Raw genomic sequence first — 16,879 nt, forward strand, 5'->3', positions numbered from 1 at the left:
CGATGACCTTGAAGAAAACCCGCCTCTGGGTATTGCTGGCTGCGTTCGCGGCCGCACCTGCATTCGCACAGAACATTGCCGTTGTGAACGGTACGCCGATTCCGAAATCGCGCGCCGATGCGCTGATCCAGCAACTGGTTCACCAGGGCCAGCAGGACACGCCGCAGCTGCAGCAGGCCGTGCGCGAAGAGCTCGTGAATCGCGAAATCCTGATGCAGGAAGCACTGCGCCGCGGGCTGCCGAGCCGTCCGGACGTCAAGGCGCAAATCGCGGTCGCGCAACAAACCGTCGTGCTGCGCGCGCTGATCGAAGACTTCGTGAAGAACAACCAGCCGACCGACGCCGAAGTCACCGCGCGCTACAACGCGCTCGTCAAGGACGCGGGCGGCAAGGAATACCACCTGCATCACATCCTCGTCGACAACGAGCAGCAGGCGAAGGACCTGATCGCGAAGATCAAGGCCGGTGCGAGCTTCGAAGATCTGGCAAAGCAATATTCGAAGGACCCGGGATCGGGCAAGAACGGCGGCGACCTCGACTGGTCGGACCCGAAGGCCTACGTGCCTGAATTCGCGGACGCGGCCACGCATCTGCAGAAAGGCCAGATGACCGACACGCCGGTGCACACGCAATTCGGCTGGCACATCATCCGTGTCGACGACATCCGCGACGTGACTCCGCCGCCGCTCGAGCAGGTGCGCCCGCAGATCGTGCAGCAGATCCAGCAGGAAAAGCTGCAGGCGTTCGAAGAGAATCTGCGCAAGAACGCGAAGATTCAGTAAAGCGTCAGGGAGCGGGTTATCGTTGGATAGTCCGCTGGTTCTGAAGCCCAAAAGCAAAAAAAACCGCCCGAGGGCGGTTTTTTTGTTGCCGCGTTGCCGCGGTTTCATATCAACCAAGCCAGCGGCGCGCGTTCTGGAACACGCGCAGCCACGGGCTCGCGTCCGTGCCGATCTCGCCCCAGCCCTGCGGATGCCAGCTCATCTGCACCGCGCGATGCACGCGCTCCGTGTGCGGCATCAGCACCGTGAAACGGCCGTCGGCCGTCGTGACCGACGTGATGCCGGCGGGCGACCCGTTCGGGTTGAACGGATACTGCTCGGTTGCTTGTCCCCGGTGGTCGACAAAGCGCATTGCGACCGCGACCTTCGACGCATCGCCTTGCTGCGAAAAGTCCGCATAGCCTTCGCCGTGCGCGACCGCGACCGGAATGCGCGAGCCTTCCATGCCCGCGAAGAAGACCGACGGCGACGCCTGCACTTCGACCAGCGAGAAGCGCGCCTCGAACTTCTCCGACTTGTTGCGCGTGAACTTCGGCCATGCTTCAGCGCCCGGGATCATCGACGCGAGGCTGCTCATCATCTGGCAGCCGTTGCAGATGCCGAGCGCGAACGTGTCTTCACGACCGAAGAACGCCGCGAACATGTCGGCCAGTTGCGCGTTGAAGCGGATCGTCTTGGCCCAGCCCTCGCCCGCGCCCAGCGTATCGCCGTACGAGAAGCCGCCGCACGCGACCGCGCCGGCGAAATCGGCGAGATTCGCGCGGCCCGCGAGCAGGTCGCTCATGTGCACGTCGTGCGCGTCGAAGCCGGCGCGATCGAATGCATACGCGGTTTCGAGGTGCGAGTTCACGCCCTGCTCGCGCAGGATCGCGACACGCGGACGCGCGCCCTTACCGACGAATGGCGCGGCTACGTCTTGCGCCGGATCGAAGCTCAGCACCGGCGTGATGCCCGGGTCGGCGGCGTCGAGCAGCGTGTCGTATTCGGCATCGGCACAGGCCGGGTTGTCGCGCAGACGCGCAATGCGCCAGCTCACTTCGCTCCACGTGCGATGCAGTTCGGCGCGCGGCGCTTCGTAGACCTTCTTCGCGTCGCGATAAACCTCGATCACGTCACGCTCGTTGATCTTGCCGATCACGTGCGAGCATGCTGACAGACCGTGTTCGCGCAACGCGCCGAGCACCACGTCGCGGTCCGCCGCGCGCACCTGGATCACGCCGCCGAGTTCTTCGTTGAAGAGCGCGCGAATCGTGCGGTCTTCGCGGCGTCCGCTCGTCTGCTTCGCCCAGTCTTTCGCGTCGCCGTAATCGGATTCGTGGTTCTCGTCGAGTATGAGCATGTCGACGTTCAGCGACACGCCGGCGTGACCCGCGAATGCCATTTCGCAGACCGTCGCCCACAGGCCGCCGTCCGAGCGGTCGTGGTACGCGAGCAGCTTGCCGTCGCGATTGAGCGCCTGGATCGCGTTGAAGAAGCGCTTGAGGTCTTCGGGATCGTCGACGTCGGGCACGATGTCGCCGACCTGCTGCGTGACCTGCGCGAGGATGCTGCCGGCGAGACGCTGCTTGCCGCGGCCGAGGTCGATCGCGATCAGCACGGAGTCGCCCGCGTCGGCGACGCGGCGCAGTTGCGGCGTCAGATGCCGGCGCACGTCTTCGACCGGCGCGAACGCCGAGATGATGAGCGAGACCGGCGCGACCACTTCCTTCGCGACGCCGCGCTCTTCCCAGCGCGTGCGCATCGACAGCGAATCCTTGCCGACCGGAATGCTGATGCCGAGCGCCGGGCACAGCTCCATGCCGATCGCCTTGACCGTGTCGTAGAGCGCCGCGTCTTCGCCCGGCGCGCCGCACGCGGCCATCCAGTTCGCCGACAGCTTGAGCTTGTCGAGCGACGCGATCGGCGCCGCCACGATGTTCGTGATCGCCTCGCCGACCGCCATGCGGCCCGAAGCCGGCGCGTCGATGACCGCGAGCGGCGTGCGTTCCGACATCGTCATCGCTTCGCCGCCAAAGCCCGCGTAGTCCATCGTCGTGATCGCGACGTCGGCCACCGGCACCTGCCACGGACCGACCATCTGGTCGCGCGCGGTCGTGCCGCCGACCGAGCGGTCGCCGATCGTGATGAGGAACGACTTGCTCGCGACCGTCGGATGACGCAGCACGCTCTGCGCGACATCCGCGAGCACGATGCCGGTCACGTCGACCGGTTCGAGCTTGCGCTCGACGCGCGCAACGTCGCGATGCATGCGCGGCGGCTTGCCGAGCAGCACTTCCATCGGCATGTCGACCGGCTGATGCGCGGCTTCGTTCTGTTCGGAATCGATGAGCTTCAACTGACGCTCGGCGGTGGCCGTGCCGATCACCGCGAACGGGCAGCGCTCGCGCCTGCACATCGCTTCGAACACTGCCAGGTCGGCCGGCGCGATCGCGAGCACGTAACGCTCCTGCGCTTCGTTCGACCAGATTTCGCGCGGCGACAGGCCGCTTTCCTCGAGCTGGATCTTGCGCAGTTCGAAGACCGCGCCCTTGCCCGCGCCATCGACGACTTCAGGGAACGCGTTCGACAGACCGCCCGCGCCGACGTCGTGAATGCTCAGAATCGGGTTCTTCTCGCCGAGCTGCCAGCACGCGTTGATGACTTCCTGCGCGCGCCGCTCGATTTCGGGGTTGCCGCGCTGCACCGAGTCGAAGTCGAGCTCGGCGGTGTTGGTGCCGGTCGCCATCGAGCTCGCGGCGCCGCCGCCCATGCCGATGCGCATGCCCGGGCCGCCGATCTGGATCAGCAGCGACCCTTCCGGCAGATCGTGCTTGTGCGTGTGCTGGTCGGAGATGTTGCCGATGCCGCCCGCGATCATGATCGGCTTGTGATAGCCGCGCACGAGGCCCGCGACGTTCTGCTCGTAAGTGCGGAAGTAGCCGCCGAGGTTCGGGCGGCCAAATTCGTTGTTGAACGCGGCGCCGCCGAGCGGCCCGTCGATCATGATCTGCAGCGGCGAGGCGATGCGGTCCGGGCGGCCGTAGGCTTCGTGCTGGTCTTGCGGATTGCGGTGCGCGAGCGGCTGCGCGGTGTCGCGCGCGTTTTCCCATGCCTCGACGGCATCCGGCAGTTCGAGATTCGACACCGTGAAGCCCGCGAGACCCGCCTTCGGGCGCGCGCCACGGCCGGTCGCGCCTTCGTCGCGGATTTCGCCGCCCGCGCCGGTCGCGGCGCCCGGGAACGGCGAGATCGCGGTCGGGTGGTTATGCGTTTCCACCTTCATCAGCGTATGCGTGAGTTCGACGCTGCGGCGATAGTGCTCGGGCAGTTCGCTCTCGCCACGCTGCGGTGTGCGCGGGAACCAGCGCTCGGCCATGCCGCCCTCCATGATCGCCGAGTTGTCCGAATACGCGACGATCGTGCCTTGCGGGTTGAGCTTCTCGGTGTTGCGGATCATGGCGAAGAGCGACATGTCCTGCTTTTCGCCGTCGATGGTCCAGTCGGCGTTGAAGATCTTGTGGCGGCAATGTTCGCTGTTGGCCTGCGCGAACATCATCAGCTCGACGTCGGTCGGGTTGCGGCCGAGCTTCGTGAATGCGTCGACGAGGTAGTCGATTTCGTCGTCGGCGAGCGCGAGTCCCAGCTCCGCGTTCGCGGCTTCCAGCGCGCCACGGCCGCGGCCGAGCACGTCGACCGTTTGCAGCGGCTTGGCCGGCAGTTCGTCGAACAGATGCAGCGCATGATCGCGCGATGGCGCGACGCTCTCGGTCATGCGGTCGTGCAGCGCCGCGGCGACGGCCGCGCGCGCTTCGTCGGAGAGTGCTTTCTTGCCGCCGAGCAGGCCGCTTTTCAGCGTGACCGTGTACTCGACGCCGCGCTCGATGCGGCGCACCTGCGTGAGGCCGCACAGATGCAGGATGTCGGTTGCCTTGCTGGCCCACGGCGACACGGTGCCAAAGCGCGGCACGACGAGGAAAGTCTCGGCCGCGCCGCGTTCCTTGCCTTCTTCGAACGGATCGCCGTAGTGCATCAGCGCCTCGACCTTCGCGCTGTCTTCAGCGGACAGCGGCGTCTGCGCACCGACGAAGTGCAGATACTGACCGCGCACGCCGGTGATGTTCGGGTCGATGCGCGTGAGCGTGTCGAGCAGGCGGGTTTGACGGAAATCGGAAAGGGCCGAAGCGCCGGGGAAACACGAGAAGTGGGCCATGGGACTTGACGTTGCGTCGCTCAATGATGCCGGAGAGTCGCGCATGCAGGCGACGTGAGGCGGAAAGGAAGTCCGGGATTATACCCCGGGAACGGGCGTCCAGCGGGCTTCAGGCTACGCGGACAAAGGGCTGCGCCGGCCGGCGCGAGCCCTCGCCGCGCTGCCCGCCGCATCGCCGCGCGGGCGGTTTGACTGCTATCATTCGCCCTTTCACGAGATCGGCGCGCGGTTCGAGCCTTACACGGCAGCGCGCCGCATGTCACGCCCAACGGGGATGCGCGTGAGCGGCCCGTCGGCAAATCGAATCAGAACATGGATGTCATCGTCATTGGCGGCGGGATAGCGGGCGTCGCCACCGCTTATCACCTGCGCGCGGCCGGCCACCGGGTATGCCTCGTCGAGCGTCACGCGACCGTCGCGCAAGGCGCGACCTACGGGCAAGGCGGCACCGTTCTGCCCACGCCGCTCGACGTCTGGTTCGGCCCGACCTTCATGGCAAGCCGCCACAACGCGAAAAACGGCGTCATCAGCAAGACCGGCTTCAACGGGCCCGCGCGGCAGTTCGTCAAGCAGCTTGCCGCGTTGCAGGAACCCGAGGCGTTCGCGCGTCAGTACACGCTGCTGCGGCCGCTGATCGAAGCGTCGCGCGAGGCGATGGCCGACGTGGAAGCGCGCTTCGGACTCGAATTCGAACAGGCGAGCGGGCTGCTCTACCTCGTGCGCAGCGCGCACGAATGGGAACAGAGCACGACCGCGCTCGATCTGCTGCGCCAGTTCGAGGTGCCGCATCACGTGCTGACGCCGGCCGAATGCGCGGGCGTCGAGCATGCCGTGCCGACCGAGCCGGAATTCGCCGGCGGCGTGCTGTTCGAGCACGAGCGCACGGCGAACTGCCCGCTCTTCACCAAGCTCGTCAAACAGGCCCTCGACATGCAAGGCGGCGTGCAGTTCATGCCGGGCTGCGAGGTGTCCGCGATCCGCCTCGAAAACCAGCGCGCGACGGTCGAGCTGGCGCCGCGCGGCGACGCGCCCCGTGCGCGCGAAGTCGACGTGATTCACGCCGACGCGGTCGTGGTCGCGGCGGGCCACGACAGCCTCGCGTTGCTCGAGCGCGCGGGCCTCAGACTGCCGCTGCATCCGCTGCGGCTCCATACGCTCGTCGCGCCGATCGCGCACGAGGAATACGCGCCGCACGTGGCGATCGTCGATGCGGTCAAGCGCATCGGCATCAGCCGCATGAACCACCGGCTGCGTATCGCCGGTGGCGCGGTGCTGCAAAGTGCGAGCCTGATCGACAAGCCACTCGGCGAGGCGCTGACCAAGGAAGCGCTGGCGCTGCTCGGCCAGGCGACACACGACTGGATTCCGGGCGCCGCGCGGATTTCGGCGGCGCTGCCGTGGGAGGGCGTCAAGCTGCTCTCGCCGGACGGCTTGCCGGTGATCGGCAACGCGCTGCATCCGCGTCTGTTCGTCAACGCCGGCCACGGACCGGCGGGCTGGGGGCTCGCCTGGGGCTCGGGCAAGCTCGTCGCCGATCTGATCTCGGGTCAGGCTCCGGAGGTTGCGCAGGATACGCTTGCGGCGGTGAGGCCGGAGCGGTTCCAGTAAATCGCCGTCTGGCGGCGATGGGCTGGTGGGCTCGTCCGCCAGGCTGGCTCGCCCGCCGCTTCTGCCACTCCTCCCGCTTCTGCCACTTCCACCGCTTCCGCGAACGGCACTCTCGCCGTGAGCGAAACGAGATCACCACACGCCGCTCGCCCATCGGCACTACCATAGCGATTCCCAAGCCCGCCCGCCTCGCAGCGGGCGTACCGCCCAGGTTTCGCCATGACAGACGCAGAAAACCCGCTGCTCACGCTTCCCGGTCCGCTGACCGCCCCGCCCCATCGCGCGCTGCCCCTGCTCACGCTGACCGATCTGCGGATCGCCGAAACGCAAGCCGCCGCGGCGTTGCCTGAACATACGCTGATGGCGCGTGCGGGCCACGCCGCCGCGCGTTTCCTGCTCGAGCGGATCGCCGCGGACACATCGGTCACGAAATCGCAGCAGCGCGTCTGGCTGATCGCCGGCCCCGGCAACAACGGCGGCGACGCGCTGATTCTCGCGACCGAACTGCACAAGGCCGGCGTCACCGTGGAACTCTGCCTGCCGGTCGACGTGAAGCCGGCCGACGCGCGCTGGGCGCTCGACACCGCGCGCGCCGCCGGTGTGCCGATCAGCACCACGCCGCCGGCCTCGCTCGACGGCTATGGCTGGCTCGTCGACGGTATGTTCGGCATCGGCCTGACGCGTGCGCTCGACGGCGTGTTCGCGGCCGTTGCCCGCTTGCTGTCGCAACGGACCGCGGCACGCGAGGCGCCACGCGCCGTGCTCGCGCTCGACGTGCCGAGCGGACTCGACAGCGACACCGGCGCGGTGGTCGGCGGCAGCGGCGCTGCGGCCGTCCGCGCGACCCACACGATCACCTTCATCGGCGCCAAGCCGGGGCTGTTCACCGCGCAGGGCCGCGACCTCGCCGGCCACGTGACGCTCGCGCCGATCGGATTGAGCAGAGGTGTCAATCGCGACGGCGGCGAGCGCGGCGCGGGTGGCGGCAGCAGCGGCAGCAGTGCGGGCGACGGCACTCACGGCGGCAGCAGCGGCAGTGCGGGCAGCGGCACTCACCGTGGCACCCGCAGCGGCCCAAGCAGCCCCCCTCACGCCGCCATCCAGTTGAACGCCCCCGAACTTTTCGGCCCCTTCATGCCGCCGCGCGATTTCGCGACCAACAAAGGCACCTTCGGCAGCCTCGCGGTGGTGGGCGGCGACACCGGCATGTGCGGCGCGCCGATTCTCGCGGCGCGCGCGGCGCTATACAGCGGCGCGGGCAAGGTCCATGTCGCGCTGCTCGGCGAGGGCGCGCCGCCCTACGATCCGCCGCACCCAGAACTGATGCTGCACGCGATCGACGCGCTGCCGCTCGACGCGATGGACGCGCTCGCTGTCGGTTGCGGCATGGGGCATCGCGAACGCGCGACGCGCGTGCTGCACGATGTGCTGCAACTCGATGCGCCGAAGCTGTTCGACGCGGACGCGCTGAACCTGATCGCCCAGGACCCCGCGCTCGCCGCCGAGGTCGCCGCGCGCGGCGTACAAGGCGACCCGTGCATCCTGACGCCGCATCCGCTCGAGGCGGCGCGCCTGCTCGGCAGCGACGCGCCCGCCGTGCAGCGCGACCGGCTCGCGGCCGCGCGCGCGCTCGCCGCGCGTTTTGCGAGCGTGGTCGTGCTGAAAGGCGTCGGCACGATCGTCGCCGCGCCGGACGGCCGGCTCGCGATCAATCCGAGCGGCAACGCCGCGCTCGCGACGGGCGGCACCGGCGACGTGCTCGGCGGCATCATCGGCGCCCTGCTCGCGCAGCATCTGCCGCGCTACGAAGCGGCGCTCGCGGGCGTCTACCTGCACGGCCTCGCCGCCGATACGTTGAGCGCGCAGGGCCACGGCCCGGCGGGTCTGACAGCCGGCGAACTCGCGCCGATGGTGCGCACGCTGCTCAACCGCCTGTTCTATGCGCCGACGGATGCATGAGGATTGCACTCGCATGCGGAGCACTGCTGCCTGTCACGCATCCCCGCTATACTGATGCTGGACTGTCCGCGCCGTGCATCGGATCGATCGCGGGTGGCGGCGAAACTTCAGCGCTCGCGGGCGCCGCCTCGTGAGGTTCGCGCGTTTTCACGAGTGCTGGCCACTACCGCCGCTACCCACACCCGAACACGTCCGCGCGGCGTCGCTCCGACTGCATCGCCGCATCATTCTCGGCCGCGCTTCACGCGTGCGCCTTTCTTCGTGCCCCTTGGTTAGACGAACGCTATGACCCAGAACTCGCTCCCCTCCTGGTCCTCGTTGCAGACCCATTACGAAAAGATTCGCGATGCGCATCTGCGCGACTGGTTCGCCCCCGGGAACGATCCCGCTCCCACCCGCGCCGAGCGCTTCACGTTCCAAGGCGGCGGTCTCGCTGCCGATTTCTCGAAACACCGCATCACCGAAGAAACCCTCGGGCTGCTCGTGCAGCTCGCGCGTGAAGCCGGCGTCGAAAAGCGCCGCGACGCGATGTTCGCGGGCGAGGTGGTCAACCCGACCGAAGGCCGCGCCGCGCTGCATACCGCGTTGCGCGCAACGGATCCGAAGGCGCCGTTCTTCGCCGAAGTGCAGGCCGAGCGCGCCAAAATGGCCGCGTTCGCCGAGCAGGTGCGCAGCGGCCAGTGGACCGGCTACACCGGCAAGCGGATTCGCCACGTCGTGAACATCGGCATCGGCGGCTCGGACCTGGGGCCGAAGATGATCGTGCATGCTCTGCATCATCTCGCCACGCCGGAGATCACCACGCACTTCGTGTCGAATGTCGACGGCGCCGATCTCTACAACGTGATGCAGCAGATCGATCCCGAAGAGACGCTTGCGATCATCGTCTCCAAGACCTTCACGACGCTCGAAACGATGACCAACGCGCGCTCGCTGCGCGACTGGTTCATCGAGAAAGGCTGCCCGGAAAGCGCGCTCGCGAAGCACTTCGTCGGCGTGTCGGCCAATCCCGCGGAAGTGGTCAAATTCGGCATCGCGCGGGAGAACGTGTTCGAGATGTGGGACTGGGTCGGCGGCCGCTATTCGCTCTGGTCGGCCGTGGGTCTGTCGATCATGATCGCGATCGGTCCGCGGCAGTTCGACGAACTGCTCGCCGGCGCCAACGACATGGACCAGCATTTCCGCACCGCGCCACTGGAGAAGAACCTGCCGGTGCTGCTCGGCATGATCGGCATCTGGTATCGCAATTTCTTCGGCTCACAGAGCTATCTGGTCGCGCCGTATTCGGAAGCGCTGCATTTTCTGCCGTCGTATCTGCAACAGCTCGAGATGGAGAGCAACGGCAAGTCCGCGCGGCTCGACGGCGCGATGGTCGACTATCCGACCTCCGCGGTCACGTGGGGCGAGCCGGGCACGAACGGTCAGCACGCGTTCTTCCAGATGCTGCACCAGGGCCCGACGATCGTGCCGATCGATTTCATCGCGGTGCTCACGCCCGAGCATCCGCTCGTGAGCCATCATCCGAAGCTGCTCGCGAACTGCTTCGCGCAAAGCGAAGCGCTGATGCTCGGCCGCACGCTCGAAGAGGCGAAGAAAGTGGCCGGCCCGGACAAGCCGGAACTCGCGCCGCACCTCGTGTTCCCGGGCAACCGTCCGACCGCCACGCTGCTGCTCGACGCGCTCACCGCACGCACGCTCGGCGCGTTGATCGCGCTGTACGAGCACAAGGTGCTCGTACAGGCGTCGGTATGGAACATCAATCCGTTCGATCAATGGGGCGTCGAACTCGGCAAGATTCTCGGCAAGGTGGTCGAAGCCGATCTGGGCGCGGCGAGCGCCGACGTGAAGAAACATGATTCGTCGACGTCGACGTTGATCGCGCGGGCGCGCGCGGCGTTGAAGCGGTGAGCGTGAATGGCGCGAGGTTGGCGGCGGGTTGACCACGCGCTTGACCGCGACTCACCTGGCTGCGCGCCGTGAGGCGCAATAACGAAGCGGGCTACGGCCCGCTTCGTTTTTTCAGCGACGAACCGCGTATGCGATCGCCCACCTGCCGTCCGCTCACGCCAGCCGCCCCGCTTCGATCGTCACCGTCGTATCGCACCGGCGCGCGAGCTCGATGTCATGCGTGACGAGCACCAGCGTCGCGCCGTTCGCGCGATTCATTTCGAACATCAGGTCGATCACCGCATGGCCGGTGGCCGCATCGAGACTGCCGGTCGGTTCGTCGGCGAACAGGATGGCCGGCCGCGTGACGAACGCGCGCGCCAGCGCGACACGCTGCTGCTCGCCGCCCGACAGCAGCTTCGGATAGTGACCCGTGCGCTGCCCGAGCCCGACCTGCTCCAGCAGACTACGCGCACGCGTGGCGGCCTCGCGCGTGCCGATGCCGCCTTGCAGCTCGAGCGGCAATGTGACGTTTTCGAGCGCGGTCAGATGCGGCATCAACTGGAACGACTGGAACACGAAGCCGACCGAGCCGCTGCGCAACGCGGCGCGCTCGTCCTCGCCCAGTTCGGTGAGTTCGCGGCCGAGCAGCCGAACCGAGCCCGAACTCGCACTGTCCAATCCCGCGAGCAAGCCGAGCAGCGTAGACTTGCCCGACCCGGATGCACCGACGATCGCCACACTGCTGCCGGCATCGATAGCAAGATCGATGTCGTCGAGAATGGTCAGTTCGCCCGTTGCATCCTTAACCCTCTTGCACAAACCCCGCACTTCAATGACTGGATCAGTTCTGTTTGGCATGGTGAAGCGTAGGTTGAAAGTGCGCGCCATCGCCCGTTGCACCGCGGTGTTGAGCGCGGCATCCGGCGCGGCCATGATGGCTGCCGCCCTGTTTTCGATGCCCTTGCCGGTTCATGCGGCCAATGCGCCGGAACCTGCCAGGCCCGTGATCGTCGTACTCGGTGACAGCATCTCCGCCGAATACGGCTTGCCCCGTGACACGGGCTGGGTTGCCTTGATGCGGCAGCGTCTCTCCGAAAAGCGCATCGATTATAGCGTTGCCAATGCAAGCATCAGCGGCGACACCACGAGTGGCGGACGGGCTCGTCTGCCGGCGCTGCTGCAGCGTCTGAAGCCGAGCATCGTGATCGTCGAGCTGGGCGCCAACGACGCGTTGCGCGGCGTGCCGCTCTCCACGACCGAGGACAACCTGCGCACGATCATCGAACAGGCCCAGCAGGACCATGCGAAGGTCGTGCTGGTGGGCATGTACGTGCCGCCCAATTACGGCCCCGACTACACACAAAAGTTCCACGGTCTGTACGAACAGTTGTCGAAGGAGTTGCACGTGCCGCTCGTGCCGTTCCTGCTCGCCGGCATCGCGGATAAACCGGACATGTTCCAGGCCGACCAGATCCATCCGACCGTGCAGGCACAGCCCGTGCTACTCGACAACGTGTGGCCCGCTGTCAAGCCACTCCTTCGCACAAGTTCGCCGCACTGAAATGCCTGCTAACAACTTGTTTCCGGAACTTGGGAAACACGGATCGCCGAACGTCGTTTCGACACTTTCGCAATCCCGTGCAACCTTCGCTCGATTCTCGAGCGACTTCTGAGGAGATAACGTGAAATATTTACCGTTAATCGCTTTGACCGTTGCCCTCTCGGCCTGTGCCGCCCAGCCGCCCGCCGGCGTTCAATCCGTCGGTCAAAGCCAGCAACCGCCCGGCGCCGTCGCCGCCTGCATCGCGCAGAAATGGGCGGACGGTTCGCAACAACAGGTGATCTCGCAAAATATTCTCGCCAACGGTCAGGCCATGGACGTCTACGTCCCGGGTCAACAGCCGCCTGGCGGCGCAGCCGCGGTGGTGCGTCCGTCGTTCACCGGCAAGGGTACATCGGTCGGCTTCCGTGCCGGTGGCGGTGCCGGCAGCGACGCCACCAGCGCGATCAGCGGGTGTCTGTAATGCGGTAATGCGTGCGGTACGCCGGATGAAAAAAGCCCCGCGATTGCGGGGCTTTTCTTTGTTTGCGGGACGGCTTACTGGTCGGCCGTTTGTGCGTTGCTGTCGAGCGAGCCGTAGAACTTTACTTTCGAGCGCTCGCGCAGTGCCTTGGCGTAGGCTTCGACCTCCGACTGCGCATCGACCTGCGCGATCTGCTGCTGCGCGGCGGCCAGACGCTGCGGATCGATCGGCGCACCGGCCACCACCTGGTTCACGCGATAGATCGCGTAGCCGTCGTCACCGAGATCGACACCGACGTAAGCCGGCAATTTTTGCGCATCGACCTTGTAAATTGCGCTCAGTGCGGCAGGCGGCACGCCTTGCGAGTCGTTGCGCGACACCTTCAGCGGCGACGAGAAACCCGCCGTCGTCTTCGATTTCTCGAACTCGGCCAGCTTCGCGATGCCGTCCTTGTGCGCGGCCTCGCTCGACTGGGCGGCGATCACCTTCTGGCGCACCGCGTCCTTGACGGCATCGAATGCCGGCACTGCCGCGGGTTTGTAGTCGGTGACGCGCGCGGCGATCAGCGTGTTGTTGCCGACGTCGATGGCCTGCGTGTTGTTATGCGCGGACACCGAGTCGTTCGCGAACACCGCCGCGAGGAACTTCGCGTTGTTCAGCGGGCTGTCGGGCGGCAGCTTCGGGTCCGGCTGCGGCGTGACCGTGGCGGTCTGCACCTGCAGCTTGTACTTGTCCGCGGCCGGTTGCAGGCTCTTGGCCTTTTCATAGACGAGCGACGTGAAGCCTTCCGAGTCGTCGCTGAACGCCTTGGTGGCAAGCTGCGTCTTCAGGTCTTTCGCGATCTGGTCTTTCACTTCGTCGAACGGCCTCGTGACCGCCGGCTTCACATCCGTGACCTTGACGATGTGAAAACCGAAATCGCTCTGCACGATGCCGCTGATTTCGTCCTTCTTCAGCGCGAACACCGCGTCGTCGAATGCCTGGCCGCCGGCGATCATGCCACGGCCGAAGTAACCGAGATCGCCGCCCTTCGACGCCGAACCCGGGTCCTGCGAGTTCTGCTGCGCGATCTGTGCGAACTGGTCCGGATGCGCCTTGACCTGCGCGAGCACCTCTTCGGCCTTCTGCTTTGCTTTGGCCTTGTCGGCCGCGCTCGCGTCTTTCGGCGCCGCGATCAGGATGTGGCTCGCGCGCACTTCGCCTTCGGTGCGGAAATGCGCGATGTTGTCGTCGTAATACTTCTTCAGGTCAGCGTCGCTCGGCTGCAGCGACGCGCTCAGCGTGGCCGGCGACATCACGAGGTACTGGATCGTCGCGGTGGCCGGCGTTGCGAAGTCGTTGCGATGCGCGTCGTAATACGCCTGCAGTTGCGCGTCGGTCGGCTGGATCTGCGCCGCATAGTCGTGCGGATGGAACGCGATGCCCTGCACCTCGCGTTGCTGCCCGGCAAGCTCGGTCAGATGCTGCGCGAGCGTCTTCGACGTGAACGCACTCGCCTCGATGCTCGCGGGCAACTGCTGCGTGGCGAGGCTGTAGCGCACGCGCTCGTCGTACTGGTCGGGCGTCATGCCCTGCATCGCGAGCAGCTGCTTGTAACGGTCGAGGTCGATCGAGCCGTCGGGATTCTTCAGCGACGAAATCACCGGATCGGCCAGCAACGCGCGGCGCACGGCGTCATCCGATGCGGTCAGATGCAGGCGCTGCGTTTCGTCGGCGAGCACACGCTGCTCGATCATGCCGTCGAGCATGTCGCGCCGACGCTCCGGCGTGTCGAACGCCTTCATGTCGAATTGCGCACCGAGCATCTGACGGGCACGGTCGAGCTGTTGACGCATCGCGTCGTCGTACTCCACCCGGGTGATCTTGTGACCGTTGACGCTCGCGACGTTCGCGCTTTCGTCAAAGAAGCCACGGAAGCCCTGGATACCCACAAAACCCAACCCCGGCACAATGACGAGGACGAGCATGAACATCATCAGGCGTTTGTGATTGCGGAAGAAATCGAGCATGCGTGAGGGGTGCCAAAAACAGAACGCCCGATCTTACAACAGCGGGCAATAAAAAAGGCGAACCGGAGTTCGCCTTTCGTGGATACTGGCGGAGTGGACGGGACTCGAACCCGCGACCCCCGGCGTGACAGGCCGGTATTCTAACCGACTGAACTACCACTCCTTATACTGCGCGTACTGCTGAGACACTGCTGCCGAATCTGAAACCGATGGTGCCGAGGAGTTCGAAAACGCCCCGCCAAACCTTACAGAAAAAGACCCGTACGCAATTCGATCCAGCAGATACAAAAAATACAACGGCCCGCTATTGTAGACGAAACGGTGACAGAAAAGCAATGTCGGCGCGGGACCGGGCGCTCGCGTTATGCGGCAACTCTGTCGTGCGTCTGGTTGCCTCGGCTCAATCATGACCGCAACGGGCCCGCGCCCTGGGGGACGCCGACGATCAAACCGACGGGACGATTACGGTAACGCCCGCGCGTCAGTCAATGCTCGGACACCGACTGCTCCGGCGCCAGGTTTCGCTCCCGCGGCCCATCGCCGTGATCCGCCATCCGCCGCACCGAGCTTGCGCAGGCAGCAACCCAGGCCAGCCCGGCGGCAATGCCGGCAATCATCGTCATATGCTGGCCATTCACGAGTCCGAACACCACGGAGACCACCACGGCGCCGCCCGACTGGCCGAGCAGGCGTCCCATCGATTGCAGGCCGGACGCGCCACCGCTGCGATTCCTCGGCGCACTGCCGATGATCACGCGATTATTCGGCGACTGGAACACGCCAAAGCCCAGACCGCAAATCGCAAGGCGCCAGGTGATGTCGAAAGGCGTCGCCGCTTCGCCGAGCGTACACAGCGCGGCGAGGCCGAACCCCAGCACGACGAGGCCAATGCTGCTGATGCGCCCCGGCGGCATCCGGTCGGAAAGACGGCCGGCCACCGGCGCGATCAACGCAGTCACGAGCGGCCACGGCGTCATCAGAAAGCCCGTTCGCGTTTCCGAAAGCTTCAGCGTCTGCTCGAAATAGAAAGGCAGCACGATGAACGCCATCGTCTGCGCGGCGAACGAGCAGATCGAGGTCGCCATCGACAGTGAAAACACCGGCATGCGCAACAGGTCGATGGGCAGTATCGGCGTCGCGAGCCGGCTTTCGCGCCGCACGAAGAGAACGCCGACAATCAGCGCGATCGCAACCATGACGATGCCGCGCCACATCGCGCCGGCTTCACTGAATGCGGCGAGACCGGAGATCAGCAGACCGAAGGTGATCGCATTGAGCAGCACGCTCAAGCCGTTCAGGCGGGCACCGGATCTCGGCGTCGCGGGCAACGTGCGCGTGCCGATCAACAGCGCCAGCACGCCGAGCGGCACGTTGACCAGAAACAGCCACTGCCAGTGCGCGACCGACAGAATCGCCGATGCGATGCTCGGCCCCGCCGCCGACGAGACGGCCACGACCAGCGACGTATAACCGACGCCGACGCCGAGCCGCGCCTTCGGATAGATGAAGCGCACCAGCGCGATATTGACGCTCATGACACCGGCCGCACCAAAGCCCTGGAACACGCGGGCGACGGCAAGAAGCGAGAGCGTGTGCGCATTCGCGCAGGCGAACGATGCCAGCGTAAAGAGCGCGAGCCCAAAGCAGTAGACCCGCTTGTAGCCGAGGCTGTCGCCGAGCACGGCAAGCGGCAGCAACGACACCGTGATAGCCAGCTGATACGCATTGACGACCCAGATCGCGTCCGCGGGCGACACCTTGAGATCGCTGCAAATAGTGGGCAGCGCGACGTTCACGATCGAGGTGTCGAGAACCGACATCGTCATCGCAATGGCAATCGCAATGAAAGCAAACGCGCGTTGGGGATTGGGCAGGCCGTCGGTCATTGTGCAAGTGAGTCGAATGAGAATGCTCGCGCGACAGCGCGCGCAGGTGCGCACGTGTCGTCGCGGATGCATTGTTGCAACTCTGACTCGCGGGATCAAGGCAAAGCCAGATACCGGAATGATGGCTACCTGCTTCGCAGCGCCTTCAACGTGGCCTTTTACAGGGAGCGAAGCGCGAAACCGCATGATGATCTGTGCTTCGCGCTCCCGCTCGATGCCCTGCTTCAGGCCATCACGGCGCATCGAATAACATGCATATGCACATTCGCCCTCAGGCCGCCATGCTGGTCACCACGCCGATCACCGCGCGGAGCTCGCCGCCCTGCTCCCGCGCGAGGCATAAACCCTGCATATTCGCTTTGTCGATGCCCTGGCTTGGCGGCTCCTGACCGCGCATCCCAATAGTCGGAATAGTCGGACTAGTTAGGGGTATACATGGATTAGGAGGTGCAACCGCGTTGCACTAACATTTTTGGTGCCGCACGGCGCATATCGAGCGCTTTCAGATCGGGGTTGCACGTCTCCACGCCCA

The 16,879-nt window shown here is 65.9% G+C and carries 10 protein-coding genes and 1 tRNA gene; 6 read left to right on the forward strand and 5 right to left on the reverse strand.

The features are described 5' to 3' along the window. Positions 1 to 2 precede the first annotated feature (2 nt). On the forward strand, positions 3 to 782 hold the full coding sequence (locus B9Z01_RS06065) for a peptidylprolyl isomerase (RefSeq protein ID WP_085481356.1): 780 nt from the start codon (positions 3 to 5) through the stop codon (positions 780 to 782). Positions 783 to 891: 109 nt separating this feature from the next. Here the strand turns inward: B9Z01_RS06065 and purL are convergent, their stop codons facing one another. Further along, positions 892 to 4,971 (reverse strand): phosphoribosylformylglycinamidine synthase, encoded by a 4,080-nt coding sequence (purL, locus tag B9Z01_RS06070; protein ID WP_085481357.1) that lies wholly within the window; start codon positions 4,969 to 4,971, stop codon positions 892 to 894. A 312-nt stretch (positions 4,972 to 5,283) separates the two neighbouring features. On the opposite strand from purL, the gene B9Z01_RS06075 reads away from it, so the two are divergent. From B9Z01_RS06075 to pgi, 3 genes are all read left to right on the forward strand, one after another. Continuing rightward, a complete protein-coding gene (locus B9Z01_RS06075) occupies positions 5,284 to 6,579 on the forward strand; it encodes an FAD-dependent oxidoreductase (RefSeq protein ID WP_085481358.1) in 1,296 nt (431 codons plus the stop codon). 219 nt (positions 6,580 to 6,798) lie between these two features. Continuing rightward, the gene (locus B9Z01_RS06080; RefSeq protein WP_085481359.1) at positions 6,799 to 8,538 is read left to right on the forward strand and encodes an NAD(P)H-hydrate dehydratase; all 1,740 of its coding nucleotides are present in this window, start codon (positions 6,799 to 6,801) and stop codon (positions 8,536 to 8,538) included. Between the two features lie 285 nt (positions 8,539 to 8,823). Continuing rightward, the gene (gene pgi / locus B9Z01_RS06085) at positions 8,824 to 10,446 is read left to right on the forward strand and encodes a glucose-6-phosphate isomerase (protein ID WP_085481360.1); all 1,623 of its coding nucleotides are present in this window, start codon (positions 8,824 to 8,826) and stop codon (positions 10,444 to 10,446) included. Positions 10,447 to 10,599: 153 nt separating this feature from the next. Here the strand turns inward: pgi and B9Z01_RS06090 are convergent, their stop codons facing one another. Next, complete coding sequence (locus B9Z01_RS06090) at positions 10,600 to 11,286, reverse strand: ABC transporter ATP-binding protein (protein WP_085481361.1); 687 nt, start codon at positions 11,284 to 11,286, stop codon at positions 10,600 to 10,602. Here B9Z01_RS06090 and B9Z01_RS06095 point away from each other — a divergent pair. Together B9Z01_RS06095 and B9Z01_RS06100 are read left to right on the forward strand one after the other, a co-directional pair. Then, positions 11,285 to 11,989, forward strand: a complete 705-nt coding sequence (locus B9Z01_RS06095) for an arylesterase (protein WP_085481362.1) — start codon at positions 11,285 to 11,287, stop codon at positions 11,987 to 11,989. The two genes, B9Z01_RS06090 and B9Z01_RS06095, sit on opposite strands and share 2 nt — an antisense overlap. Positions 11,990 to 12,110: 121 nt before the next feature. Then, positions 12,111 to 12,452, forward strand: a complete 342-nt coding sequence (locus B9Z01_RS06100) for a hypothetical protein (protein ID WP_085481363.1) — start codon at positions 12,111 to 12,113, stop codon at positions 12,450 to 12,452. Between the two features lie 74 nt (positions 12,453 to 12,526). Here the strand turns inward: B9Z01_RS06100 and B9Z01_RS06105 are convergent, their stop codons facing one another. The 3 genes from B9Z01_RS06105 to B9Z01_RS06115 all read right to left on the reverse strand — a co-directional run bounded on the left by B9Z01_RS06105 (position 12,527) and on the right by B9Z01_RS06115 (position 16,347). Beyond that, a complete protein-coding gene (locus B9Z01_RS06105) occupies positions 12,527 to 14,461 on the reverse strand; it encodes a SurA N-terminal domain-containing protein (RefSeq protein ID WP_085481364.1) in 1,935 nt (644 codons plus the stop codon). An 86-nt stretch (positions 14,462 to 14,547) separates the two neighbouring features. Next, positions 14,548 to 14,624: transfer RNA gene (locus B9Z01_RS06110), tRNA-Asp, on the reverse strand. Between the two features lie 322 nt (positions 14,625 to 14,946). Beyond that, the gene (locus B9Z01_RS06115) at positions 14,947 to 16,347 is read right to left on the reverse strand and encodes an MFS transporter (RefSeq protein WP_085481365.1); all 1,401 of its coding nucleotides are present in this window, start codon (positions 16,345 to 16,347) and stop codon (positions 14,947 to 14,949) included. Positions 16,348 to 16,879: the final 532 nt, after the last annotated feature.

The sequence above is a fragment of the Paraburkholderia susongensis genome, assembly GCF_900177725.1.
GTDB lineage: Bacteria > Pseudomonadota > Gammaproteobacteria > Burkholderiales > Burkholderiaceae > Paraburkholderia > Paraburkholderia susongensis.